This window comes from Polaribacter gochangensis (assembly GCF_046224025.1).
Taxonomy (GTDB): Bacteria; Bacteroidota; Bacteroidia; order Flavobacteriales; family Flavobacteriaceae; genus Polaribacter; species Polaribacter gochangensis.
Map to the genome: position 1 here is coordinate 560859 of NZ_JBJXRF010000001.1, position 25033 is coordinate 585891.

General features: G+C 31.1%; 22 protein-coding genes and 1 pseudogene. 9 read left to right on the top strand and 14 right to left on the bottom strand.

The genetic code is table 11. The features are described from left to right. Position 1 precedes the first annotated feature (1 nt). From ACEWL1_RS02575 to ACEWL1_RS02595, 5 genes are all read right to left on the bottom strand, one after another. Complete coding sequence (locus ACEWL1_RS02575; RefSeq protein WP_409231718.1) at positions 2-1342, bottom strand: deoxyguanosinetriphosphate triphosphohydrolase; 1341 nt, start codon at positions 1340-1342, stop codon at positions 2-4. Positions 1343-1500: 158 nt separating this feature from the next. Then, positions 1501-3885: a ribonucleoside-diphosphate reductase subunit alpha gene (locus tag ACEWL1_RS02580; protein WP_409231719.1), complete on the bottom strand. Its 2385-nt coding sequence runs from the start codon at positions 3883-3885 to the stop codon at positions 1501-1503. An 88-nt stretch (positions 3886-3973) separates the two neighbouring features. Next, positions 3974-4945 carry a ribonucleotide-diphosphate reductase subunit beta gene (locus ACEWL1_RS02585; RefSeq protein WP_409231720.1) on the bottom strand — a complete coding sequence of 324 codons (972 nt, stop codon included), beginning with the start codon at positions 4943-4945 and terminating at the stop codon, positions 3974-3976. A 361-nt stretch (positions 4946-5306) separates the two neighbouring features. Then, entirely contained in the window at positions 5307-5834 is a 528-nt protein-coding gene (locus ACEWL1_RS02590; RefSeq protein WP_409231721.1) for a hypothetical protein, read from the bottom strand. 28 nt (positions 5835-5862) lie between these two features. Beyond that, entirely contained in the window at positions 5863-6435 is a 573-nt protein-coding gene (locus ACEWL1_RS02595; protein WP_409231722.1) for a DUF3109 family protein, read from the bottom strand. 84 nt (positions 6436-6519) lie between these two features. On the opposite strand from ACEWL1_RS02595, the gene ACEWL1_RS02600 reads away from it, so the two are divergent. Further along, positions 6520-7104, top strand: coding sequence for a MarC family protein (locus ACEWL1_RS02600; protein ID WP_409231723.1), 585 nt, complete (start codon positions 6520-6522; stop codon positions 7102-7104). A 1-nt stretch (position 7105) separates the two neighbouring features. Beyond that, positions 7106-7717, top strand: coding sequence for an FAD-dependent oxidoreductase (locus ACEWL1_RS02605; protein WP_409231724.1), 612 nt, complete (start codon positions 7106-7108; stop codon positions 7715-7717). A gap of 270 nt (positions 7718-7987) precedes the next feature. Here the strand turns inward: ACEWL1_RS02605 and ACEWL1_RS02610 are convergent, their stop codons facing one another. The 7 genes and pseudogenes from ACEWL1_RS02610 to ACEWL1_RS02640 form a co-directional block, all read right to left on the bottom strand. Then, on the bottom strand, positions 7988-8350 hold the full coding sequence (locus ACEWL1_RS02610; protein WP_409231725.1) for a response regulator: 363 nt from the start codon (positions 8348-8350) through the stop codon (positions 7988-7990). Positions 8351-8508: 158 nt separating this feature from the next. Further along, positions 8509-8661, bottom strand: a pseudogene (locus ACEWL1_RS02615) (LuxR C-terminal-related transcriptional regulator); the annotation flags it as partial. A 20-nt stretch (positions 8662-8681) separates the two neighbouring features. Beyond that, complete coding sequence (locus tag ACEWL1_RS02620) at positions 8682-9125, bottom strand: response regulator (protein ID WP_409231726.1); 444 nt, start codon at positions 9123-9125, stop codon at positions 8682-8684. Positions 9126-9130: 5 nt separating this feature from the next. Further along, on the bottom strand, positions 9131-12397 hold the full coding sequence (locus ACEWL1_RS02625; protein ID WP_409231727.1) for a sensor histidine kinase: 3267 nt from the start codon (positions 12395-12397) through the stop codon (positions 9131-9133). A gap of 521 nt (positions 12398-12918) precedes the next feature. Then, entirely contained in the window at positions 12919-14775 is a 1857-nt protein-coding gene (glmS, locus tag ACEWL1_RS02630) for a glutamine--fructose-6-phosphate transaminase (isomerizing) (RefSeq protein ID WP_409231728.1), read from the bottom strand. Positions 14776-14788: 13 nt separating this feature from the next. Beyond that, the gene (locus tag ACEWL1_RS02635) at positions 14789-16321 is read right to left on the bottom strand and encodes a DUF4270 family protein (RefSeq protein WP_409231729.1); all 1533 of its coding nucleotides are present in this window, start codon (positions 16319-16321) and stop codon (positions 14789-14791) included. A gap of 20 nt (positions 16322-16341) precedes the next feature. Then, the gene (locus ACEWL1_RS02640) at positions 16342-17154 is read right to left on the bottom strand and encodes a glycogen/starch synthase (RefSeq protein ID WP_409231730.1); all 813 of its coding nucleotides are present in this window, start codon (positions 17152-17154) and stop codon (positions 16342-16344) included. Positions 17155-17251: 97 nt separating this feature from the next. Between ACEWL1_RS02640 and panC the strand changes: the two genes are divergently transcribed. The 4 genes from panC (at position 17252) to radA (ending at position 21045) form a co-directional block, all read left to right on the top strand. Continuing rightward, entirely contained in the window at positions 17252-18091 is an 840-nt protein-coding gene (panC, locus tag ACEWL1_RS02645) for a pantoate--beta-alanine ligase (RefSeq protein ID WP_409231731.1), read from the top strand. Between the two features lie 68 nt (positions 18092-18159). Next, a complete protein-coding gene (gene panD, locus ACEWL1_RS02650) occupies positions 18160-18510 on the top strand; it encodes an aspartate 1-decarboxylase (protein ID WP_409231732.1) in 351 nt (116 codons plus the stop codon). Between the two features lie 2 nt (positions 18511-18512). Next, complete coding sequence (locus ACEWL1_RS02655; RefSeq protein WP_409231733.1) at positions 18513-19463, top strand: lysylphosphatidylglycerol synthase transmembrane domain-containing protein; 951 nt, start codon at positions 18513-18515, stop codon at positions 19461-19463. A gap of 223 nt (positions 19464-19686) precedes the next feature. Continuing rightward, on the top strand, positions 19687-21045 hold the full coding sequence (radA, locus tag ACEWL1_RS02660) for a DNA repair protein RadA (RefSeq protein ID WP_409231734.1): 1359 nt from the start codon (positions 19687-19689) through the stop codon (positions 21043-21045). Between the two features lie 85 nt (positions 21046-21130). Here the strand turns inward: radA and ACEWL1_RS02665 are convergent, their stop codons facing one another. Beyond that, positions 21131-21877, bottom strand: coding sequence for a uroporphyrinogen-III synthase (locus tag ACEWL1_RS02665; protein ID WP_409231735.1), 747 nt, complete (start codon positions 21875-21877; stop codon positions 21131-21133). Between the two features lie 15 nt (positions 21878-21892). Next, positions 21893-22534, bottom strand: a complete 642-nt coding sequence (locus ACEWL1_RS02670; protein ID WP_409231736.1) for a DUF4271 domain-containing protein — start codon at positions 22532-22534, stop codon at positions 21893-21895. An 84-nt stretch (positions 22535-22618) separates the two neighbouring features. Between ACEWL1_RS02670 and ACEWL1_RS02675 the strand changes: the two genes are divergently transcribed. Genes ACEWL1_RS02675 through ACEWL1_RS02685 form a run of 3 tightly spaced genes read left to right on the top strand, consistent with a single transcriptional unit; the run spans position 22619 to position 25033 of the window. Further along, positions 22619-23338: a polyprenol monophosphomannose synthase gene (locus tag ACEWL1_RS02675; RefSeq protein WP_409231737.1), complete on the top strand. Its 720-nt coding sequence runs from the start codon at positions 22619-22621 to the stop codon at positions 23336-23338. Position 23339: 1 nt separating this feature from the next. Then, positions 23340-24677: a dihydroorotase gene (locus ACEWL1_RS02680; RefSeq protein WP_409231738.1), complete on the top strand. Its 1338-nt coding sequence runs from the start codon at positions 23340-23342 to the stop codon at positions 24675-24677. Between the two features lie 2 nt (positions 24678-24679). Further along, positions 24680-25033 (top strand): DUF4296 domain-containing protein, encoded by a 354-nt coding sequence (locus ACEWL1_RS02685; protein WP_409231739.1) that lies wholly within the window; start codon positions 24680-24682, stop codon positions 25031-25033.

The following is a 25033-nucleotide window of genomic DNA, read 5'->3' on the forward strand; positions in this document are numbered from 1 at the left end:
TTTATATTAAATTTCCATTTAATTTTTTATGCAATCGTATTGCGTAACTATCAGACATTTTAGAAACATAACTACAAATTTTCATAATTCTGTTGTATAAATTATCTGTGGTGTTTTTGTATTCGTTGGGCAATAAGTTTAAGACTAGTTTATCATAATTTGATGCTGTTCCTAAATAGTTGTTATTTAATGCATTTACAAAAACATCTAGTACATCGGCAATAATTTTATAGCCAGCAACTTCTTTTTCTACAACATCGTTGCTTTTGTAAATTTTATCTACACTTATTTTTAGGATGTCGTTTATTTGTGCCTCATACTTACATCTATCTAACAAACCTTTGTCAAATTCTCCTTTTAAAATAGCTTCTTCATTTGCTAAAAAGATATCCACCGTTTCATTTACTAATACACCAATTGCCAATGCGCGTAAATAACTAACTCTGTCTTTTTTGTGTTGTAAAGAATGATATTTCTTCGTGTCAATCGTATCTTTTACCAACTTAATCATAAACTCTAACGCAAAATCTTCATCGATTAAACCTAAATTTATTCCGTCTTCAAAATCGATAATGGTATAACAAATATCATCAGCAGCTTCTACTAAATACGCCAACGGATGTCTGTAAAAAGAAACATCGTTTGTGGTAGATTTACGCAGCAAACCCAATTCGTTTGCTACATCTAAAAAAGCCTCTTTTTCTGATTGAAAAAAGCCATATTTTTTATCGACAATATGTTTTGTTGGTTTTTTTGGCAACGATTCTTTCGGATATTTTAAAAACGTACCCAAGGTTGCGTACGATAACCGCAAACCGCCAGAAATGCCTTTTCTTGTTTCTGTTAATATTTTAAATCCGTTGGCATTGCCTTCAAAATCTATGAGATCTTGATATTCTTTTTCGGTAAGTTCTGTTTTATATTTTGCGCCGTTTCCTGTTTTAAAATATTCTCCGATGGCTTTTTCTCCCGAATGTCCAAAAGGCGGATTTCCAATATCATGAGTAACAGAAGCAGCGGCTACAATAGCGCCAAAATCGTTAAAAGTATAGCCTAATTTAGCTAAGTTTGGATGACGTTCTAACAACACTTTTCCAACGCGTCTTCCAATACTTCTACCAACCACAGAAACTTCTAAACTGTGCGTTAAACGGGTGTGTACAAAATCGGTTTCTGACAACGGAATTACTTGTGTTTTGTCTTGCAAACTTCTAAATGCAGATGAAAATATAATTCTATCAAAATCTACATCAAAACCCAAACGTGTTTCGTCTTGTTGTGCTCTATGGCGTTTTTCTGTGTCGCCAAATCGTTTTAACGATAGTAATTGTTCCCAGTTCATTGTTGAATTATTAATTGATTTGTAAATCTACAAAATAGATTTCTCGACTCCGCTCGAAATGACAAAAAAAAGAGAAGCATTTCAGCTTCTCTTTTTCCCCTTTAATTTAATTTTTATGAAAAACTATTTTCATAGCAGTTCACAGATTTTGGATTTGATTATGATCCACACATTAAGCAATCGTCTGGTCCGGCATTTTTAGATGCCTCTACCATTGCTTTAAATTCTTCTGGAGACATTGGTTTCTCCTCTTCTTTTTTCTCTTTTGATAAGGTAAACTGAATGGCGTTTACTGCCGATTTTGTTCTTAAGTAATACATTCCTGTTTTTAATCCAGATTTCCATCCGTAGAAATGCATCGATGTTAATTTTCCAAAATCTGGATCTTGCATAAACAAGTTTAACGATTGCGATTGATCAATAAAATATCCTCTATGGCGCGCCATATCAATAATATCTTTCATACTCATTTCCCAAACTGTTTTGTACAATTCTCTTAATTCTGCAGGAATTTTTTCGATATGTTGTATCGATCCGTTTGCACGCATAATATCTTCTTTCATATCGTTGTCCCACAAGCCTAACTCTACTAAATCTTCTAGTAAATGTTTGTTTACAACAATAAATTCGCCCGATAAAACTCTACGCGTATAAATGTTAGAAGTATATGGTTCAAATGCTTCGTTGTTTCCTAAAATTTGAGAGGTTGATGCTGTTGGCATCGGTGCAACTAATAACGAGTTTCTAACTCCGTGTTTCATTACTTGCTTACGCAATTTCCCCCAATCCCAGTTTCCGCTTAATTCGTCATCTTTAATTCCCCACATGTTAAATTGGAATTCTCCTTCAGACATTGGCGAACCTTTAAATGTAGAATAAGGTTCTTTTGCTTTTGCAATTTCCATTGACGATGTAACAGCTGCAAAATACATGGTTTCAAAAATTTCTTGATTCAGTTTTTTTGCTTCTTCGGATGTAAAAGGCAAACGTAAATTGATAAAAGTATCTGCTAAACCTTGAATTCCTAATCCAACGGGTCTGTGACGGAAGTTTGAATTTTCTGCCTCTTTCACAGGATAGTAATTCATATCAATCACCGTATCTAAATTACGAGTTACTTTTTTAGTTACTTCAAATAATTTTTTATGATTAAAGAATTTTTCTCCGTTTTCTTTTTCTGTCACAAACATTGGCAATGCAATAGATGCTAAGTTACACACAGCAACTTCATCATTTGCAGTGTATTCCATAATTTCTGTACATAAGTTTGAAGAACGGATTGTTCCTAAGTTCTTATGATTCGTTTTACGGTTTACAGCATCTTTGTACAACATGTACGGAGTTCCTGTTTCAATTTGAGATTCTAATATTTTCTCCCAAAGTTCTCTTGCTTTAATTGTTTTTCTTCCTTTTGCTGCAGCTTCGTATCCTTCATATAATCTTTCGAATTCATCGCCATATGAATCAAATAAATGCGGACATTCATTTGGACACATTAAAGTCCAGTTTCCATCTTCTTGCACACGTTTCATAAACAAATCTGGAATCCACATTGCGTAGAATAAATCTCTTGCACGCATTTCTTCTTTTCCGTGATTTTTCTTTAAATCTAAAAAGTCGAAAATATCTGCATGCCAAGGTTCTAAATACATAGCGAAAGAACCTTTACGTTTTCCTCCACCTTGATCTACATAACGCGCTGTATCATTAAATACTTTTAACATTGGTACAATTCCGTTTGATGTACCATTTGTTCCTCTAATATAAGAACCTGTTGCTCTAACATTATGAATCGACAAACCGATTCCGCCAGCAGATTGAGAAATTTTAGCAGTTTGTTTTAAGGTGTCATAAATTCCGCCAATACTATCATCTTGCATTTGTAATAAAAAACAAGAAGACATTTGTGGTTTTGGTGTACCAGCATTAAATAAAGTTGGTGTTGCATGTGTAAAATATTTTTTACTCATCAACTCATATGTTTCAATTGCTTCGTCTATATCATTTTTATGAATACCAATAGAAACACGCATTAACATGTGCTGTGGACGTTCTGCAATTTGCCCGTTTAATTTTAATAAATACGAACGTTCTAATGTTTTAAAACCAAAATAATCGTAATTAAAATCTCTATTGTAAATGATCGTAGAATCTAATTTTTCTGCATTGTCTTTGATGATTTGATATACATCATCTGCCAACAACGGTGCTTTTTTACCAGTACGTGGATTTACATAGTAATACAAATCGTCCATAGTTTCAGAGAACGATTTCTTGGTGTTTTTATGTAAGTTAGAAACGGCAATTCTTGCAGCTAATTTTGCATAATCTGGATGAGCAGTTGTCATTGTTGCAGCAGTTTCTGCAGCTAAATTGTCTAATTCTGAAGTGGTAACTCCATCATATAAACCTTCAATAACACGCATCGCAACTTTTACCGGATCAACAATTTTGTTTAATCCATAGCACATTTTTTTTACTCTAGCAGTAATTTTATCAAACATTACTGGCTCTTTTTTGCCATCTCTTTTTAGTACGAACATAATTATTTAAGGTTTTTTTTGGTTGTTTGTTTTGTCAAAACATCCACTTTTTGACAATTATTTTTTATTTATCTAAAATCGTAAATTGTTAGAAATCTGAATCGAAACTAATACTTCCTGTTCCTCCAGATTTTACCCCAGCCTTTTGATATTCTGATACTCTTTTTTCAAAGAAATTTGTTTTTCCTTCTAAAGAAATCATTTCCATAAAATCAAATGGGTTTGTTGCATTGTATTCTTTTTCACAATTGAATTCTTCAAGCAATCTATCTGTTACAAATTCTAAATATTGTGTCATTAATTTAGCATTCATACCAATTAAACTTACTGGTAAAGATTCTGTAATAAATTCGCGTTCAATATTTAGTGCATCAACAATAATTTCTCTAATACGATCTTTAGGAACTTTATTTATAATGTGATTGTTATGTAAGTGCACAGCAAAATCGCAATGCATTCCTTCATCTCTAGAAATTAACTCGTTAGAAAATGTTAATCCTGGTAATAATCCTCTTTTCTTCAACCAAAAAATAGAGCAAAAAGCACCTGAAAAGAAAATCCCTTCAACAGCTGCAAAAGCTATTAATCGTTCAGCAAAAGAATCAGATTCAATCCATTTTAACGCCCAATCTGCTTTCTTTTTAATTGCAGGGAAATTTTCTATTGCATTAAACAACTTGTCTTTTTCTGTTTCGTCTTTTACGTAGGTATCTATTAATAAAGAGTAGGTTTCTGAGTGGATGTTTTCCATCATTATTTGAAATCCGTAGAAAAATTTCGCTTCAGAAAATTGCACTTCATTTACAAAATTTTCTGCAAGATTTTCGTTTACAATACCATCAGAAGCAGCAAAAAAAGCTAAAATATGTTTGATAAAATAACGTTCATCATCGGTTAATTTATCGTTCCAATCTACAATATCTGCATGCAAGTCAATTTCTTCTGCTGTCCAAAAACACGCTTGTTGTTTTTTGTACCAATCCCACAAATCGGTATGTTGAATTGGAAAAATTACGAATCTATTATCATTAGGTTGTAAAATTGGTTCTATAGCAGACATTCTTGTATAAAAATTTTAGTTGTTTTGAAAATCAGGGTTTTTGTCGAAAAAGACGTTAACAAAGATTGAAAAATTTGACTGAAAAATGAAGCTATACTTATTCACAAAAAGTTGAAGTTTTTAACAAAATCTTCACATTTGTGTTTTTTTTGACTTAAAAAAAATAAGTTCAACTTATTGATTATCAATAAATTAATTTTTGTTTTTTTTACAACACCCTGATTTTATTGACTTCTTCAAAAAACTTAATTTTACTTTTTTGAAAATAGGACAATGCTATTTTTATTTTTTTATGTTGCTTTTTTGTCAAAAAAAAATGACTCCTAAATTTGGAGTCATTTTATTAAAAAAGTGGTGTATTTTATTCTTTTATTGTTGCTGTTAAGCTAATACTTACTTCAACTTTAAAATCCATTGGTCCCGCATCAGAAAGTGCATTTCCAGATAAAGTTATTACTGTTGAGGTATTATTTACAAAAGCATCTTCTAATTTGCTTAAAACAGCAGCATCAGAAACTGTAAAAATAGTTTCATCAGTTACGGCTTGAGAAATATTTAGGTTGGTAATTGTACCAACTTCAGTATCATCAAATTTTAAAACTCCAGACGGAATTGTACCTTCTGTATTTCCAGAAAAGTCTTTAAACTTATACGTAAATGAATTGATTTTTACAGCAGTTATTTTATCTACATATTCCGCAAAATCTCCTGATCTAAGATCTATTGTTTCGGTCAAATCAAATGTTCCGGTTGTTCCTGCGGTTTGAGGTACATTTACATCGATGCTTTCTGTTAAATCGTTATCAACCTTTAATTCTAACAGCTCAAATAAACTACCACAAGAAATTGTTATTGTTGCTAACAACACGAATACTATTATTTTTTTCATGATTCTTGGTTTTTTGTAAAAATACAATTTAGTTTTTTAATTGCTTCTCTGCTACTTTTTCTAATTCGGCATACCAGTCTTCTCCAAATTTACGAACTAACGCCTGTTTAACAAACTTATATACTGGCACTTGTAATTCTTTTCCTAAAGAACAAGCGTCATCACAAATTTCCCATTTGTGATAATTTACAGCAGAAAACTCTGCATAATCTCTAACTCGTATTGGGTATAAATGACAAGAAACGGGCTTTTTCCAATCGATAATTCCCTGATTATAAGCTTCTTCAATTGCACATAATGCTGTTTTATTTTCATCAAAAATTACATATGCACAATCTGCATTGTTAATTAACGGTGTTTCTAATTCTCCAAATTCGCTTGTTACCCAAGTTCCTTGGCTTTCTATTACGTCAATTCCTTCTTGGCGTAAAAAAGGTTTTACCTTCGGATAAATCTCTTCTAAAATTTTGGTTTCTTCTTTTTCTAATGGTGCGCCAGCATCACCATCAATACAGCAAGCACCTTTACATGCAGATAAATTACAGACAAAATCTTTTTGAATAACGTCTTCCGAAACAATTGTTTTTCCTAGTTGAAACATATCGCAAAAATACATTTATTTTACAATTATTCACTTTAAATCAATCTAACTTACCTAATTTTGCCAATTATAAAATCAACCAAAATGAATTTAGATTTTAAAGAAATTTTCACAGCCTTTATGGTTTTGTTTGCTGTAATTGATATTATTGGAAACATTCCTATCATTATTGACTTACGTAAAAAAGTAGGTCATATTCAATCAGAAAAAGCCTCAATTATTGCAGGTATTTTAATGATTCTTTTCTTGTTTCTTGGTAAAAGCTTATTAAGTTTAATTGGAATTGATGTAAATTCTTTTGCGGTTGCAGGTGCTTTTATTTTGTTTTTTATCGCTTTAGAAATGATTTTAGGAATTACCTTATACAAAGATGATGGAGAAGCTTCTCCTATTACTGCATCTGTTTTTCCGCTAGCATTTCCATTAATTGCTGGCCCGGGGAGTTTAACAACTTTGCTTTCTTTACGAGCAGAATTTAGCATAGAAAACATTATTGTTGCAGTACTTTTAAATGTTGTTGTAATTTATATTGTCTTAAAAACTTCGTCTAAAATTGAGCGTATTATTGGTCAAAACGGAATTAGTATTATTAGAAAAGTATTCGGAGTTATTTTATTGGCAATTGCCGTAAAACTTTTTGCTGCAAATATTAAAGCATTATTTATTTAAAATGATTTTTGATTCACTTATTATTGGAGGTGGTGTTGCAGGAATGCAATGTGCTTTGGTGTTGGGTTCTGCTAAAAACAAATCCTTTGCTGCTGATAAAAATATAGGAATTATCATCAATCAAAAAGCATCGCATTTGCAAAATGCCTTATTTAATAATGTATTGGGGTTGAGTCCAAAAACATTAGGCAAGGACATTTTAGAAGTTGGTAAAAAACAATTGACAGAATTGTATCCTGATGTACATCAAATTACAAACGAAAAAGTGATTTCTGTTGTTGATTTGATTGACGGTACTTTTAAAATAGTAACAAACAAAAATAATTATCAAAGTAAAATTGTTGTTGTTGCTTTAAATTATTCTAAACCTTTTTTAATAAAAGGGTTAGACAATTATATAATTCCGCACCAAAGAGCAAATCCAAAAAAAGATAGAGTTCAGTTACAAAACAAAGATTTTTTAATAAAAGAAGGATTGTATGTTTGTGGTACAATTGCAGGAATTAGAAGTCAGTTTGCCATTGCAGCTGGAAGCGGAGCAATTGTAGCGACAGATATTTTAACACTTTGGAATCATGGAAATCACACTAAAGTTCATGATAAAGCACAATAAAAAAAGTTACCCTAAAATAAGAAAATCGCTTATTGAATAGTATTATGCTGTTATATATATTTGTAAAGTAATGTTTAATGAACATTAAATCAATCTAATAACAAATTAATACATACCCCCCAAAAAAAATCTATCCCCCAAGATATTTTTTAAAAAGAAGCTAAACTAGCAACATAGTTTAGCTTTTTTTACTGTAAAAATTAAACAAGGGGAAAATGGGTATTCAGAAACTATTAGAATTGTTTAACACAAAATAACTTCTCTTTTAAGTTAGGCTTTTTTTATTGCCTCTATTAATTTATCAAAATCTTTAGATTTATCAAAAAAGGCAGATGCTCCATATTTTAAGCAAATGTTCTTTAGCTCTGTGCTAATAGAAAAAACAAAAACTTTTTTTTCTATTTTTTTTTCTTTAAAATGTTTTAATATTTCAATGCCATTCCCGTCTGGCAATTTTAAATCGAGTATTAAAAATTTAAATTTCATCTCATTCAAAAAAGCAATTGCTTCTTGTATAGATTCAGCTAACCGTATATCTACTATAGTATTAAGTTCTTTAGTTGCCTTAAGGATTTTTTTTCCTATAAAAGAATTATCCTCTACTATTAGTAGATTATTTGATGTGTTTTTCAAATTAAAAATTTAATTTTTTAGGTACAAAGTTAACTGAAGGGGATAACAAATATAAAGTCTTCTATTATCTGTCTATATAAGCAAAATTCTTAATTTTTTAACAAAGGAACTTATTACTGTTATTAAAAATCTAACTTAATTAACCCTTTTAGAATCGCTTATTTTGTCAATTCTTGGGTGCTGTATAATTCTGCTTTATTAATAGCATTGTTTTTATGAGCGTCAACAGTTTTTGAACTTAAAAACAATAATATTCCTAATTCTTTAGAAAAAACACCTTTCGCAATAAACAGTATTACTCCTTTTCCTCTAGAACTTAGTGATGCTTTTTTTAGAACTTCGTCCTTTTAAGTAGTGTAAGGAATTCTTGATTGATATTTCTTGAAAGATATTTTTTGTTTTGCATTACTGTAGAAATCGCTATAATTAATTCATCCGCATCTCCATCTTTTAACAAGTATCCAAAAGCACCCGCCTTAAACATTCCTTGAATAAATTGTTTGCCAGAATGCATAGAAAGACCAATTATTTTTATCTCTGGCTGGGCTTTATGGATTCGTTTTGCCGCTTCAATACCATTTAAACCTGGCATTGAAACATCCATAATAATAACATTTGGCTGTAATTTTGAAGCTGCTTCTATGGCTTCTATTCCATCGGAAGCCTCACCAATTATTAGCATATTAGATCTTTGCTCTATAATGTTTCTTAGACCATCTCTAAGAAACTTATGATCATCGGCTAATAGTATTTTAATTTCATCTGTATGAATCATATAGGTTAAGGTATAAGTATTTCTATAGATGTTCCTGCGTTTATTTTAGATGTAATCAAAAATTCACCTTGTATATTTCGAATACGTTCCTGCACTGCAAATAAGCCAAAGCCAGACCCTGAATGGTTTTTATAATTATTTAATTTAGATGTATTAAAACCAACGCCGTTATCGGTAAAAAGTATATGAAACCCAAGTTCATTTTTATTAAGATCTAGTGTAAATAAAGTTGCTTTGGCATATTTCACTGCATTTTTAATCAGTTCTTGTATAGATCTGTACAATAAAATCGCTTTTATATCAATCATTTCAATACTCTCTATATTACTGTTAATTCTACATTCAATTTTATGAGTAGCTTCTGTTTCTTCAAACAGCCAATTTAATGCATCAATTATGCCTAACTGATACAAAACAGGAGGAGAAAGTTCATAGGTGATCTTACGACTATTTTCTAAAGCTTCAGTAATATTTTTTTTAATAAAATTTAAGTCTTCATCTATGAATTTTAATTCTGCTTTTTTCTTTAACTCATTGATTCTCATATTAGAAATAACCAAAGATTGACTTAAGTGATCGTGTATGTTTGCTGCGATTTCTTTTTTCTGTTTTTCTTCTATCAAGGTCATTTCTGTAGTCATTTTTTGAAGAACTACTTGATATTCTTGAATCTCCTCCCTTGCTTTCACCCATTGAGTGATGTCTCTAGCAGATGTTACAAAATAACTAATCTCTTTCTCTTTATAAACAGGCGATGTTAAAAACTCTAACCATACAAAATGCCCCTCCTTATGACGAACTCTAATAGAAATAGCTTCAGGGTTTAAACCACGAAATTCCTTTTGCCTAATTGCTCTATATAAAAGCTGTATGTCATCACTATGAACTAAGTTAAATACTTTTTTACCTATAAGCTGGGATTGCTCATAACCCAATAAGTTTTTTATAGAAGGGCTGATATATTTAAATGTACTATCCGGTTCTTGCAAACAAATTAAGTCATTAGAATTATCCGTCAATACACGATACAGCTCTTCAGCCTTTTTAATTTTATCTGTGATTCTTTTTTGCATAGTAATATCTTGAGACACTCCTCTTCTACCAATAATTTCATTTTTATCATTGTATATGGGCTCTCCCATGTTTCGTATCCAACGTTTTTCGTTTTTAAAATTGATCATTTCTAATTCAATATCGAAAGGAACGCCATCACTAGCAAGGGTTACTGTTGCCTCTATTAGCTTTTTTCTAGATTTATCAGTAAAAGATCCCAGAATTATTTCAATTCCTGGCACACCTTTCTCAATATCATTACCATATATTTGATGAATTGCTTCGGACCAAATAATTGTATCGTTTATCGTATCGTATTTCCAATAACCAATTTTTGCCATTCTACCCGCTTCTTTTAACGAGTACTCATTTTCTTGAACCGCCTCTAAAATAGTTTCAAGATTTTGCTTTGAGTGTTCTAACTCAAATTGCGCTTTTTTAGAATCTGTAATATCCTGCACAACACCTCTTCTTCCAACGATATCTTTTTGGTTGTTGTATACAGGATGAACTACAAGCCTTAACCAAATCTCTTCTTCTCTTAGGTTCGTTAATTTTATCTCTATATCAATAGGAATCCCCTCAGAGTCAAGTTTTAAACCACCCTCTATCGCTTTCTGTTTAGACTCCTCGTCCATAAGAGCCAAAGTTTCTTCACCTGATAGCACTTTGTCTTTTGGGTCGAGTCCGAAAATATGATACATATTATCAGACCATATACGAGTTTCTGATACAAAATCGTCTTCCAAATACCCTATTTTGGCTATTTTACTCGCTTCATTCATAGAGAAATCTCTTTTCTCTAAAAGATGAAAAGAATTCTGAATCTCTCGATTAGAAAATTCTATTTGCAATTGTGCATTTTTAGATTCGGTAATATCTAGCGTTACCCCTTTTCTTCCAATAACTTCTTTTTGTTGATTGTAAATAGGTTGCGTTACATCTCTTATCCAAACCTCTTCGTTTTTAAAGTTGATTAATCTTAACTCAATATCATACGAAATGCCTTTTAAATCTAGATCTTGAGTAACTTTTATCATTTTCTGTTGAGACTCTTCATCAAGTAAAGCTAAAAGTTCTGTTCGTGGTGGAATTGGTTTTTCTAAATCTAATCCAAAGATATGATACAAATATTCAGACCATATACGAGTTCCTGTTGCAATATCATCTTCAAAAAAACCTATTTTAGCCAGCTTACTCGCCTCTTTTAAGGAGTTTTCCCTATTTTCTGCTAGTAATAGAGCGTTTTTAACTCTTTTTGAATTTGAATAAAAAACAAATATTATTAATAATGATATACTTAATAAAAAAATGAAAACCGTTTTGTAAACTGTTTCATAAAACGGCTTCATTATTTCGTTATAAGGAACTATACTGATTAGAAACCAATTACCAACTCCTCCGGATCCGTGTTTTGAAAGCATTGCATACTCAAAGAGAACTTTTACACCTTTAGAATTTTCATTAAAATAAAAGCCATTTTCTCCAACCTTAAGTTGTTCTTGCAATTTATTTATTGATACATCAGAGTGTTGTTGAAAAATCTTTACTTCTTTATTTCCAGAAAAAAGAACAACTCCTTTGTTATTTAATAAATAAACATGTTTGTTATCGACTGTGTTGTTATCTGTAAAAAATATTAATTCCTTTAAAAGTTTCATATTCATAAAACCTACTAATACACCAACTACATTTCCCTCTAAATCAATTACATCACTCAATATTTTAAGCTCTAATAACTGATTGCTATTTATCTCGTTTTTCGAAGTTAAGGATAAGTCTGAAATAAACACATCTTCATTTCCTCCATTAATTGTTTTGGTTAATTCATCTTGCAAACCAGGCTCCAACTGCAAAAGGTCTTCTCCAATAAGTTTTTCGTCTGATGAGGATAGGATAATTCCTTTCTTATTTACAAAAAAGAGGTTGTTATAAAAAGGATATTGTTCTACTACTCTTTCTAGATATTGAGATGTAATTTCGTTAGAGCTTGAACTAAACAACGGGTTATTGCTTAAAACATTAAAGTCTGCAACTCTAGTAAACATAAAATTATCTATATCTTTTGCAGAGTTCCTTAGGATCACATTAAGTCGATTTCCTTCTTTTAGTTCAAAATTATTCGACAAAGTAAAATAGATGGCACTTATTATACTTACCCCAAGTACAATAGAGGTTAAAATAAAAGTCTTTTTGAATTTTTTTATTCCAATTCTCATTAATTATTGTCTTTTTCTCATATAGCTCACTAAAGATTAAATTTTAGAGCTATAATTTCCATACTAAATTCGCTGTTTTAAATCTAAAAGATTATTTTATTTTTCAATCTCTCTACTTGTATTATCTTAAGTTCTAATCATGCAAAAAACTTGACTTTTGAATATGTTATTGACAAAATGTAAAAAATTGTTCCTTAAACTATAATTAGCCAAACTCATCATTATCGTTGTTGTACAAGAAATAACAGTGAACTTAAAGATAGTAAATTCTACACCAATATCTAATTTTTTTCAAAATCGAAATTAAAAAGTATTATAAAGGCATGCCAAAACCTTTGTAAAAAACAATATATTTATTTGATTTAATTCAAGATTAGGAAGGTCTTTAAACCAACTTTCTGTTGATGAAAAAAGTGAAATCCCTCTAAATTAAAGCTCTATTAATTATTTAAAATGAATTTTTGGAATAAAAAAATCCAGCTAATTAGCTGGATTTTTAATATAATTATTTCTAAAATCAATTACTCTACAGTAACCGATTTTGCTAAGTTTCTAGGTTGATCAACGTTTCTTCCTAATAGTACCGCAATATGATACGATAATAATTGTAACGGAATTGTTGTCAATAAAGGTGTAAAAGCTTCTTCAGTATCAGGGATTTCAATTACATGATCTGCTATTTCTTTTACTGTTGTATCACCTTCAGTTACTACAGCAATAATTTTTCCTGCTCTTGATTTAATTTCTTGAATATTGCTTACAACTTTTTCGTAATGTCCTTTGCTTGTTGCAATGACAAAAATTGGCATATTTTCATCAATCAATGCAATTGGGCCGTGTTTCATTTCTGCTGCCGGATAACCTTCTGCATGGATGTAAGAGATTTCTTTCAGTTTTAGAGCGCCTTCTAAAGCAACAGGAAAGTTAAATCCTCTTCCTAAATACAAACAGTTTTTTGCATCTTTATAAACAGAAGCAATGTGTCTTACTTCGTCATCAATTTTTAATAATTCTTCTACTTTACCTGGAATTAATTGTAAGGTTTGTAAGTAAGATTGAAAAGTAGGAATAGATATAGCACCTTTTGCTTTTCCAAGTTTTAATGCAATTAAAGACAACACCGTAATTTGTGTTGTAAATGCTTTTGTAGATGCAACTCCAATTTCTGGGCCTGCGTGGGTGTAGGCTCCTGCATGCGTTTCTCTAGCAATTGATGAACCAACTACATTACAAACTCCAAAAACAAAAGCTCCTTTTTCTTTCGCCAATTTAATAGCTGCTAAAGTATCTGCTGTTTCTCCTGATTGAGAAATTGCAATAACTACATCTTTTTCAGTAATAATCGGATTTCTGTATCTAAACTCTGATGCGTATTCAACTTCAACAGGAATCCTTGCTAAATCTTCAAATAAATATTCTGCAACTAAACCTGCGTGCCAAGAAGTACCGCAAGCAACAATAATGATTCTATTTGCGTTTAAAAATCTTTCAAGGTTGTCATCAACACCAGCCATTCTAATAATTCCTTCATCAGGAAGCATTCTACCACGATATGTATCTATAATAGCTTTAGGTTGTTCGTGAATTTCTTTCAACATAAAGTGCTCGTAACCGCCTTTTTCTATCTGTTCTAAACTCATTTTTAATTCATGAATTTTAGCAACTGCTATAGAATCATCATGAATTTTACGAACTTTAATTCCTTTATCAAGCTTTATAATAGCTAATTGTTCGTCTTCTAAATAGATCGCATCTTTAGTATATTCTAGAAAAGGAGAAGCATCTGAAGCTACAAAAAATTCTTTGTTGTCTTTTCCTACTCCAATGGCAATCGGACTTCCTAAGCGGGCTACAACTATTTCGTTGGTTTTTGATTTATCAAATACAGCAATTGCATACGCACCAATTACTTGTGTTAATGCCAATTGAACAGCTTTTCCTAACTTACACCCTTCTTGTTTTTTTACTTCTTCTATTAAGTTTACTAAAACTTCTGTATCTGTGTCACTTTTAAAAGTATATCCTCTTGTGATTAATTCTTTTTTTATGGTGTCATAATTTTCAATAATCCCGTTATGAACAATTACAAGTTCGCCAGACATTGATGTATGTGGGTGAGAATTTACATCGTTAGGAACCCCGTGTGTTGCCCATCTTGTATGACCAATTCCAATATTTCCTTTTTTAGTGTGTGGATTTTTATCAGCTATTTGTTTTAAATCAGCAACTTTTCCTTTTGTTTTAGAAACATGAATTTTTTCTCCATCAAACATCATAATACCGGCACTATCGTAACCTCTGTATTCTAATCTTTGTAATCCGTTTACAACAATTGGGTAGGCTTCTCTATAGCCAATGTATCCTGTTATTCCACACATAGCATTATTGTTTTTATTTTTTCTTTGAGTAGGTTATTTTCAGCTGAGCTTTTCTAGCTCCATTAATATTTGAATGATTTAACAATGTAACCACTTTTGGGTTCCAATTATAATTAGCAACTAAAGTATCTGCTGCCGAAGTTGGAAAATCTGATGAATTATATACTCTAAGTCCTAAAATCGGATTATAATTTGATTCTCCAGTTAATAAATCAGAAATATAATCTGTAATTTTAAAAGTATAATAATCTGGCTTATCATTGTTAATAACTAATTTCCCATCAAAAGATCCTACACCTTCTGTGATTACATCTTTAATTTGAGATTTTGGGCTACCATCTTTATACAAGAACAATCTATAAGGAGTTACAAGGGTATCTGTTCCTACTATATTTTGGTTTACATAAAAAGTTAAAGCAGCATCATTAACCAACCAGTTTTTACTTCTTAAAGCTGTTAGTTCGTTAGCAGCAAGTAATTCTACCTGAGCCATGTTTCCTGCTGTTCCTTGTAAAACAATGTTTCCGTTATTTGGATATGCTTTTTCATCCATTTTGTAAACACTTGTACTAAAATTAGAAAGCAAAAAGGAGCTTGATTTTTCAATAGTATCTAACACCGTAGTTCCTCCTTTTAACACTGTTTTTGTATATCTAATCTCAATGGATGGTCTTAAACTAAGGTCTGGTTCATTAATTTTAAATGATAGTAAAGAACCTTCGTTTCCACTTGCCTGAATATAAAGCCCTTTGAAATATTGCTCTAAAGCATCTTGAGTCTTAAATTTAGGAGTGTCGTATTCATCAACAAAAATCTGTTTTATTTTAGCTTCATCTAGCGTAATTCTTGCAAAAGGATTGTTGCTAGACAACCTAAGAGTGTCTGTTTTGTATATAGTTCCATTACTCAATCTTCTTTTAAGAACCATTAAGGTATCCGTTGGGTTCGGCACAAATAAATAGTTTACTTGAGCGTTTAATTCTCCAGGAAGAATCTGATAGGTTTTGTCTGATTGAAAATTGCTTGCTTTTGATGGATCTACAGGATCTAGCCTACTCATATAAGTATCTGTTCTATACAAATTAAGAGTAAATGGTCTTGTTTGATCACCGATGATAGAATCTAAAGTATATTCTGAAGTTGTTCCTGTTTTTAAAGTTGCTTGATATGGCAATTTCAAAAATACCGTATCAATAGTTGTTACAACAGTTGTGTCATTTCCGTATACTCTTTCGGCATTGTCTTTAAACTCAATTCCAGTATCTAAAGCTAATTGAGAAACAATTGATGCTTCAATTTTTTCGTAATTTGGATTGTTATAAACTCCCAAAAGGTATTGACTAAGTGCCCCTCCAATAGTTAAACCATCGGCTCTAACACTTGTAATTTGTTTGTTTGTGATTACAATATCAATAATAGTATCTTTAGTCTCAAACTTGGTGTTACTTACTACTGAAGTTGCAATATCTTGAAAATCTTTTTCACAAGAAACTACCATTGTTATAAACAATATAAACACGCTAATATATGCACTCTTTTTAATCATTCTTCCTTTAAAATAATGGGTTATTTTGCTAAAACTTCGTTAGCATAAAAATTTAAATAAGCTTCGGTTAGGTTTTCTTCTGTTTGATACTCTAAAATTGGTTTATTATTGGTCTCAATAAAACTATTTAATTCATCAGAAATACTTTCGCTTCCTTTAATAACTGCATCAGAATTTTCGATTGCACTTTTAAGGATGTTTGTATGGTTAGGTGTTTTTAATACAGCAATTTTACTTGCATCAATTTTGTCAAATTTAATTTTATCTGCTAATGTAGCGTTTAACGCTCCTTCAAAGTCGTTATTGTAAATAGATGTTACAATTTTACTCTCTGTAAACAAAGGCTCTTCTTTGTAGAACTCTTTTAAATACAAAGGCAATAAAGAGGCCATCCATCCATGGATATGAATAATGTCTGGTGCCCAATTTAATTTTTTTACCGTTTCTATAACTCCTTTTGCAAAAAAGATAGCTCTTTCATCATTGTCGTCAAATAATTGATCGTCTTCATCAGTAAAAATGGCTTTACGCTTAAAGTATTCTTCGTTATCAATAAAATAAACTTGCATTCTTTCTTTCGGAATTGATGCAACTTTAATAATTAACGGCATATCCATGTCGTTAATAATCAAATTCATTCCTGATAATCTAATTACTTCGTGTAATTGATGTCTTCTTTCGTTAATTACACCAAATCTTGGCATAAAAATTCGTGTCTGAACTCCATTTGAATGTGCATTTCTAGCCGCGTTAAAAGCTGTTGATGCCATTTCTGTTTCTGGTAAATATGGTACTACTTCAGATGAAACGTATAATATTCTCTTATCTTTCATTTAAATCTATCCCTTTATAAGAAGTGCAAAAATACACTTTTTTATGCTAATTTCATGTTAAAATGCTAAGTTTGCACACATTTTACAAGTACCGTTTATGCAAATTTTCAAAAAAAAGAGCACTTTAATTCCTTGTTTATCTTTGCTTAAGGAAAAAAACAAGCAAATTGGTTTTGTCCCAACTATGGGCGCATTGCATAAAGGGCATCAATCTTTGGTAGAGGAATCAATAGAAAATAATGATTATACTGTTGTTAGTATCTTTGTAAATCCTACTCAATTTAACAATGCTGATGATTTAAAAAAATACCCTAAAACATTAAAAGAAGACCTACAATTACTTGAAAATATTGGTTGTGATATTGTTTTTATTCCAACTGTTGAAGAAATTTACGCACAAACAGTGGTTTCTAAATCTTATTCTTTTGACGGAATTGAAAATCAAATGGAAGGAAAATTTAGAAAAGGGCATTTTGATGGTGTGGCAACAATTGTACAAACATTTTTTGAAATCATACAACCAGATAATGCATATTTTGGAGAAAAAGATTTTCAGCAATTACAGGTTGTAAAAAAGCTAGCAGAAAAAGAAAATATCCCTGTAAAAGTTATTGGCTGTCCAATTTATAGAGAAAACGATGGCTTGGCCATGAGTTCTAGAAATATTCGCCTATCTAAAGCACAAAGAAATGAAGCTCCTTTTATCTATCAAACCTTAAAAAAAGTAGTTGATTTTGCTAAAACTAAATCAATAAAAGAGATGTATGAATTCGTAAAAAATGAATTCGCCACAACTTCATTGGAGTTAGAATATTTTACGATTGCAGAAGAAAATACGCTAGCAGAAGTATCAGAAATTAATTTCGATAAAAAACCTAGAGCGTTTATAGCTGTTAATATTGGCGGAATTCGATTAATCGACAACATTTCTTTATAAAAAAATCGTCTTTTCCCTTTTTGTTTTTTTTAAGATACAATTACATTTAAAAGTTTTATTTTTGCCGCATGTTAGTGCAAGTAGTAAAATCTAAAATTCACCGAGTTAAAGTAACGGGTGCAGATTTAAATTATATAGGAAGTATTACCATTGATTTAGATTTAATGGAAGCTGCCAATATAATTGAAGGAGAAAAAGTGCAAATTGTTAACAATAATAACGGAGAGCGCTTAGAAACTTATGCTATACCAGGTAAAAGAGGAAGCGGAGAAATTACGCTAAACGGAGCTGCCGCAAGAAGAGTTGCTGTTGGCGATGTGCTTATTTTAATTGCATATGCATTTATGGATTTAGAAGAAGCGAAAGAATTTAAACCATCTTTGGTCTTTCCAAACGAAAAAACAAACACACTTAACTAAGTTTGAACAAATCACTAAAAAAAACACTAAAAATTATATTACCTCTTATTTTAGGAGGATTTTTAGTGTGGTATTCTTTATCAAATATTTCAATTGCAACATTAGTTTCTTATTTTCAAAATGCTAATTATTGGTGGATTGGTTTAGGGTTATTTTTCGGAATTCTAAGTCATTTGTCTAGAGCATATCGTTGGAAATTTATGCTAGAACCAATTGGGTACAAACCAAAATTAGGAAATAGCATTTTGGCTGTTTTAGTGGGATATTTAGTCAATTTAGCAATTCCAAGAGCTGGTGAAGTTTCTAGAGCTGCAGTATTAACAAATTACGAAAACGTTCCGTTTGAAAAAGGTTTTGGAACCATTGTAGCAGAACGAATTGCTGATTTAATCATGATGTTAATCATCATTTTAATTACACTTTTTGTACAATTCGATTTTATTTACGATTTGCTTACCAAAAATTTTGATCCTACAAAAATTATCCTTTTAATTGTGTTTTTAAGTATTGGTTTTTATGTTTTTACATCCTTTGTAAAAAAAGCAAAAAAAGGATTTCTACTAAAAATTAAAACCTTTGTTTCTGGTTTAGTTGAAGGGGTTACAAGCATTTTTAAAATGAAAAACAAATGGGCATTTATATTTCATACGGTGTTTATTTGGGCAATGTATGTTGCCATGTTTTGGGCAACAATCCCTGCAATTGAAGATTTACATGTTCCTTTTGGTGGTGTTTTAATTGGCTTTATTGCTGGCGCATTTAGTATTGCTGCAACAAATGGCGGAATTGGTTTATATCCTGTTGCAGTAGCTGGAGCTTTGGCTTTATTTGGTATTTCTGAAGAACCTGCAACAGCTTTTGGTTGGATTATGTGGACTGCACAAACAGGAATGATTATCATTTTTGGCGGATTGTCTTTTTTAGTGCTTCCTATTTACAATAAGAATAAATAGTTTTTTGGCGTTCCTCTATCCTGAAGGCGTTCAGCACCAAGGTCGCGCTGGAATTTATCTTGAGCGTAGCCGAAAGGTTACTCGCTTACCACAAAAAAGTGGTAGAGCTCAAACAGACCATTCAATCGCTAACGCAACTTTTTATCAACTTTAAGAAATTTTTATTTTTAAAAGTTATCAACTCATAAACTTTGTAACTTTACAACTTTGAAACTCTTTTTAAATGGCTAAAGTAAAAACTTCTTTTTTTTGTCAAAACTGTGGAGCACAAACTCCAAAATGGACAGGTCAATGCTCTACTTGTAACGAATGGAATACGATTGTTGAAGAAGTAATCCAAAAAGAAGACAAAAGAAGTTGGAAACAATCTACCTCTTTAAAACAAAAAGCAAAACCATTACGAATTGATGAAATTCAGCTAAATCCAGAAGAGCGAATTAAAACCAACAATAACGAATTAGATACGGTTTTAGGCGGCGGTTTGGTAAAAGGTTCTGTAACACTTTTAGGAGGTGAACCCGGAATTGGTAAATCAACTTTATTGTTACAAGTTGCCCTATCAATTTCGCAAAAAGTATTGTACGTTTCTGGCGAAGAAAGTCAATCACAAATAAAAATGAGAGCAGAAAGAATTGATGTTTCAACATCTAACTGCCTAATTTTAACCGAAACCAATACACAACAAATCTTTAAAAACATAGAAGAAGTTCAGCCAGAATTTTTAATCATAGATTCTATCCAAACATTACACACAGAATCTATCGATGCAACTCCTGGAAGTATTTCTCAAATTAGAGAAACCACCGCAGAATTGATCAAATTTGCTAAAGAAACCGCAACTCCGGTTTTATTAATTGGTCATATCAACAAAGAAGGACAAATTGCTGGACCAAAAATTTTAGAACACATGGTTGATGTTGTCTTGCAATTTGAAGGAGATAGAAATCACACCTACAGAATTTTAAGAGCACAAAAAAATCGCTTTGGATCTACAGCAGAATTAGGAATTTACGAAATGTTATCTGACGGTTTGCGAGAAATTTCAAATCCGTCTGAAATATTAATTTCTAAAAAAGATGCTGATTTAAGCGGAACGGCAATTGCGTCAACTTTAGAAGGAATTCGTCCTTTAATGATAGAAATTCAAGCCTTAGTTAGCACAGCCGTTTACGGAACTCCACAGCGCTCAACAACTGGATATAATTTAAAAAGATTGCACATGATTTTGGCTGTTTTAGAAAAAAGAGCAGGATTTAAATTAGGCGCAAAAGATGTATTTCTAAATGTCACTGGCGGCATACATGTTGATGATCCGGCAATAGATTTGGCTGTTGTTGCTTCTATTTTATCTTCAAATGAAGACATTGCAATTTCGCCTCAAGTTTGTTTTGCTGCAGAAGTTGGTTTGGCAGGAGAAATTAGACCAGTTTCTAAAATAGATCAACGGATTAGCGAAGCAGAAAAATTGGGTTACACGAAATTTGTTGCATCCAAATACAATAAAATAACTACCAAAAATCGTAAGATTCAATTGATTCTTGTTGGAAAAGTTGAAGAAGCTTTTGCAACGTTGTTTGCATAAAAAAACCGAACATTTCTGCTCGGATTTCATCAACTTAATAATTTATACTCAAACCAAAGTTGTGCAGGTTGAGCACAGTCGAAACCTATTTTTTATTTACTTCTTTAATGTACTTTTCTAATGCCATCGTCATTGATGGTGTTTCTGGTGCTGGCGCCATAATATCACATTTTAAACCAGCATCAGTTACCGCTTTAATTGTGGTATTTCCAAAAGCAGCAATACGCGTATTATTTTGTTTGAAGTCTGGAAAGTTTTGAAATAAAGAATCAATTCCAGATGGACTGAAAAACACTAAAATATCGTAAAACACGTCTTCTAAATCAGACAAATCACTTACCACAGTTCTATACAAAGTTGCTGGTTTCCAATCAACACCTAAAGCGTTTAATTCTTCAGGAATTAAATCTTTTAATTTATCAGAAGCTGGTAATAAAAATTTTTCGTCTTTGTGTTTTTTAATCAATTTACACAATTCAGGAAAAGTTCTATTTCCAACATAAATTTTACGTTTTCTGTACACAACATATTTTTGCAAATAGTAAGCAACTGCTTCAGACTGGCAAAAATATTTCATAGAATCTGGCACTTTAAAACGCATTTCTTCAGCAACTCTGAAAAAGTTATCTACTGCATTTCTACTTGTTAATATAATTGCAGTATGTTGATTTAAGTCAACTTTCTGAGCTCTAACTTCTTTTACCTCAACACCTTCTACATGTATAAAAGATCTGAAATCAATTTTTACTTTCTGCTTTTCAGATAAGTCAAAATAAGGTGAAGTTTCCGTTTTTGGAGCTGGTTGTGAGACCAATATTGTTTTCACTTTCATATATCCCCTTTTTTATTAAACAGTTATTTTATAAATAATTAATAACGGTGCTATTTCAAGTGCGCAAAGGTACAAAATAAAATAAAACAACTTATTAATAATCAAGTTTTTGTTATTAATAAACGTTAAGACCACGCTCAGCATAAATAACACAGCAAAGACTATTAATAATGCGTAAATAGTTAAAAAGCTATAACTTGTAAAGATTAAAAAAGGAAAAAGAAGCAATGCAATTGTATATAAATATCCCAATTTTGCTGCAATAAGTTGCGCTAATTCTGCTCTTATTTCAAATAAATTACACAAAATTGCATCTAAAGAAATAAATACCGTAAAGTAACCAAAAACCAAAGCCGTAATTTTTAAATATAATTGAATATTAAACTCCATTTCAGTAAAGAAATACGTTGCTAAGTGGGTAAAAAAAAGTGCATATACTACTACAGAGAACAAAAATAAAATGATGTTAAAACCGTTAAAAAAAGACCCTCTTTCTTCAACTTTTTTTTCTATAAATCCTTTTAAAAAAAAGGCCCTAGAATATTCAAAGAGTTTTTGATGGTTTAGCATTTTTAGAACCACTAATAAAAACAAGCCCAATACATAGACAAGCGTTAACCAATTATTAGAGAAATCTATCCGTTCTAAAGCCTGCATTAAATTGTTTTTATGAAAAATATAACACAAAATTAGTGATAAAATAGCGTATATTTGTTACACTTATTTTTTATTAGTAAAAAAATGTCTGACGCTTTAGTAATCATTCCTACATACAACGAAAAAGAAAATATCGAAGCGATTATTAGAACTGTATTTAAACAAAAAAAAGCATTTCATATTTTAGTCGTTGATGATAATTCACCAGACGAAACTTCATCAATTGTAACACATCTTATCAACGAGTTTTCCGATAGATTATTTATCGAAAATAGAACTGAAAAAAACGGAATTGGAACTGCATATATTCACGGATTTAAGTGGGCAATTGAAAAAAAATATGAATACATTATAGAAATGGACGCAGATTTTTCTCATGATCCAAAAGACTTGATTAGGTTGTACAATGCCTGTGCTAAAAACGGAGCAGATTTATCAATTGGTTCTAGATATTCTAAAGGTGTAAACGTAGTAAATTGGCCAATGAAGCGCGTTTTACTTTCGTATTTTGCCTCTAAATATGTGCGTCTTATAACCGGAATTCCAGTTCATGATACCACTGCCGGTTTTGTGTGTTATAAAAGAAAAGTGCTAGAAAAAATTCAACTTGATAAAATTAGGTTTGTTGGTTATGCGTTTCAAATAGAAATGAAATTTAAAGCTTGGAAACACAAGTTTAACATCAAAGAAGTTTCTGTAATTTTTACAGATAGAACTTTAGGCGAATCTAAAATGAGCGGCTCAATTGTATATGAAGCATTGTTTGGCGTATTAAAATTAAGACTAAAAGGTATCCCAAAATAAAATGAATAGAACGTTAATAAAAAATGCTCAAATAGTAAACGAAAATGTTGTTTTTAAAGGCGATTTGTTAATCGAAAATAACATTATCAAAGAAATTTCTGAACATATTTCTGCAACAGAAAATACCAAAATTATTGATGCAAACGGCAGTTATTTATTGCCGGGTTTTATAGACGATCAAGTGCATTTTCGCGAGCCAGGCTTAACACATAAAGCAAATATTGCTACAGAAAGTAAAGCGGCAATTGCTGGCGGAATTACTTCTTTTATAGAAATGCCAAATACGGTTCCGCAAGCTACAACGCAAGAATTACTTGAAGATAAATTTAAAATTGCTTCAAAAACTTCGTATGCAAATTATTCATTTATGTTTGGCGGCACCAACGATAATTTAGAAGAATTGCTAAAAACAAATCCTAAAAATGTAGCCGGAATAAAACTATTCTTAGGTTCATCAACCGGAAATATGTTGGTGGATAATGAAGTAGTTTTAGAAAAAATATTTTCATCCACAAAAATGTTAATTTCTGTGCATTGCGAAGACGAAGCAACCATCAAAAAAAATACAGAACATTACAAAGCGATTTATGGCGATGATATTCCGTTAAAATTTCATCCAATAATAAGAAGCGAAGAAGCGTGTTATTTATCCTCTTCAAGAGCAATTGAATTGGCTAAAAAAACCGGAGCAAGATTGCATATTTTTCATTTATCAACAGAAAAAGAAACACATTTATTTAGAAATGATATTCCTTTAGAAGAAAAACAAATTACTGCCGAAGTTTGTGTGCATCATTTATGGTTTACTGATAAAGATTATGATGAAAAAGGAACGTTGATCAAATGGAATCCGGCAGTAAAAACGGCAAATGACAGAACGGGGTTATGGAAAGCGTTGTTAGACGACAGAATTGATGTGATTGCAACCGACCATGCACCACACACAATTGAAGAAAAAAATAATATATATACAAAAGCTCCGAGTGGCGGACCTTTAGTGCAACACGCATTAAATGCTATTTTAGAAAAAGTAAAAGACGGAACAATTTCTATTGAAAAAGCAGTAGAAAAAATGAGTCATAATCCAGCTAAAATTTTTAAAATTGAAAAACGTGGTTTTATAAAAGAGGGTTTTTATGCCGATTTAGTTTTGGTAAATTCCAAGCTTTCTAATACGGTCTCTAAAGATACTCTTTTATACAAATGTGGTTGGTCTCCGTTTGAAGGAACGACATTTTCATCAACAATTACACATACTTTTGTAAACGGTAATTTGATGTATGATAACGGAAAATTTAACGAAGAAATAAAAGGAGAACGCTTAGTTTTTAATCGATAGTTATGAAGAAAATTGTATTCTTTTTTATTGGAATTATAGTTACTTCTTGTACAAGTAATACCATTTTAGAAAAACCTAAAGATTTAATTCCGAAGGATACAATGGTGCTTTTATTGACCGATTTATTTATAGCAAAAAGTGCTTTTATTGAAAAAAACAAACAAAATAATCGCAAGGTAAATTACATGCCTTTGGTGTATAATAAATATAAAATTGATAGTACTCGTTTTGGGAGTAGCAACTTTTATTATACTTCTAAGCTCGAAGAATATGAGTTGATTTATCAAGCTGTAAATGACAAATTGCTTGCAAAAAAAGCGGAGTTAGAAGAAGTTCTAAAAAACAAACCAGAGTAG

Bases quoted from the DNA above. Each gene is read 5' to 3' on its own strand.
- ACEWL1_RS02585 (WP_409231720.1), bottom strand. From the start codon at position 4,945: ATGTCTGCTATAGAACCAATTTTACAACCTAATGATAATAGATTCGTA.
- ACEWL1_RS02685 (WP_409231739.1), top strand. From the start codon at position 24,680: ATGAAGAAAATTGTATTCTTTTTTATTGGAATTATAGTTACTTCTTGT.
- ACEWL1_RS02595 (WP_409231722.1), bottom strand. From the start codon at position 6,435: ATGTTTCAACTAGGAAAAACAATTGTTTCGGAAGACGTTATTCAAAAA.
- glmS (WP_409231728.1), bottom strand. From the start codon at position 14,775: ATGTGTGGAATAACAGGATACATTGGCTATAGAGAAGCCTACCCAATT.
- ACEWL1_RS02600 (WP_409231723.1), top strand. From the start codon at position 6,520: ATGAATTTAGATTTTAAAGAAATTTTCACAGCCTTTATGGTTTTGTTT.
- ACEWL1_RS02590 (WP_409231721.1), bottom strand. From the start codon at position 5,834: ATGAAAAAAATAATAGTATTCGTGTTGTTAGCAACAATAACAATTTCT.
- ACEWL1_RS02680 (WP_409231738.1), top strand. From the start codon at position 23,340: ATGAATAGAACGTTAATAAAAAATGCTCAAATAGTAAACGAAAATGTT.
- radA (WP_409231734.1), top strand. From the start codon at position 19,687: ATGGCTAAAGTAAAAACTTCTTTTTTTTGTCAAAACTGTGGAGCACAA.
- ACEWL1_RS02675 (WP_409231737.1), top strand. From the start codon at position 22,619: ATGTCTGACGCTTTAGTAATCATTCCTACATACAACGAAAAAGAAAAT.
- ACEWL1_RS02620 (WP_409231726.1), bottom strand. From the start codon at position 9,125: ATGATTCATACAGATGAAATTAAAATACTATTAGCCGATGATCATAAG.
- ACEWL1_RS02665 (WP_409231735.1), bottom strand. From the start codon at position 21,877: ATGAAAGTGAAAACAATATTGGTCTCACAACCAGCTCCAAAAACGGAA.
- ACEWL1_RS02640 (WP_409231730.1), bottom strand. From the start codon at position 17,154: ATGAAAGATAAGAGAATATTATACGTTTCATCTGAAGTAGTACCATAT.
- ACEWL1_RS02580 (WP_409231719.1), bottom strand. From the start codon at position 3,885: ATGTTCGTACTAAAAAGAGATGGCAAAAAAGAGCCAGTAATGTTTGAT.
- ACEWL1_RS02605 (WP_409231724.1), top strand. From the start codon at position 7,106: ATGATTTTTGATTCACTTATTATTGGAGGTGGTGTTGCAGGAATGCAA.
- ACEWL1_RS02635 (WP_409231729.1), bottom strand. From the start codon at position 16,321: ATGATTAAAAAGAGTGCATATATTAGCGTGTTTATATTGTTTATAACA.
- panD (WP_409231732.1), top strand. From the start codon at position 18,160: ATGTTAGTGCAAGTAGTAAAATCTAAAATTCACCGAGTTAAAGTAACG.
- panC (WP_409231731.1), top strand. From the start codon at position 17,252: ATGCAAATTTTCAAAAAAAAGAGCACTTTAATTCCTTGTTTATCTTTG.
- ACEWL1_RS02670 (WP_409231736.1), bottom strand. From the start codon at position 22,534: ATGCAGGCTTTAGAACGGATAGATTTCTCTAATAATTGGTTAACGCTT.
- ACEWL1_RS02625 (WP_409231727.1), bottom strand. From the start codon at position 12,397: ATGAGAATTGGAATAAAAAAATTCAAAAAGACTTTTATTTTAACCTCT.
- ACEWL1_RS02575 (WP_409231718.1), bottom strand. From the start codon at position 1,342: ATGAACTGGGAACAATTACTATCGTTAAAACGATTTGGCGACACAGAA.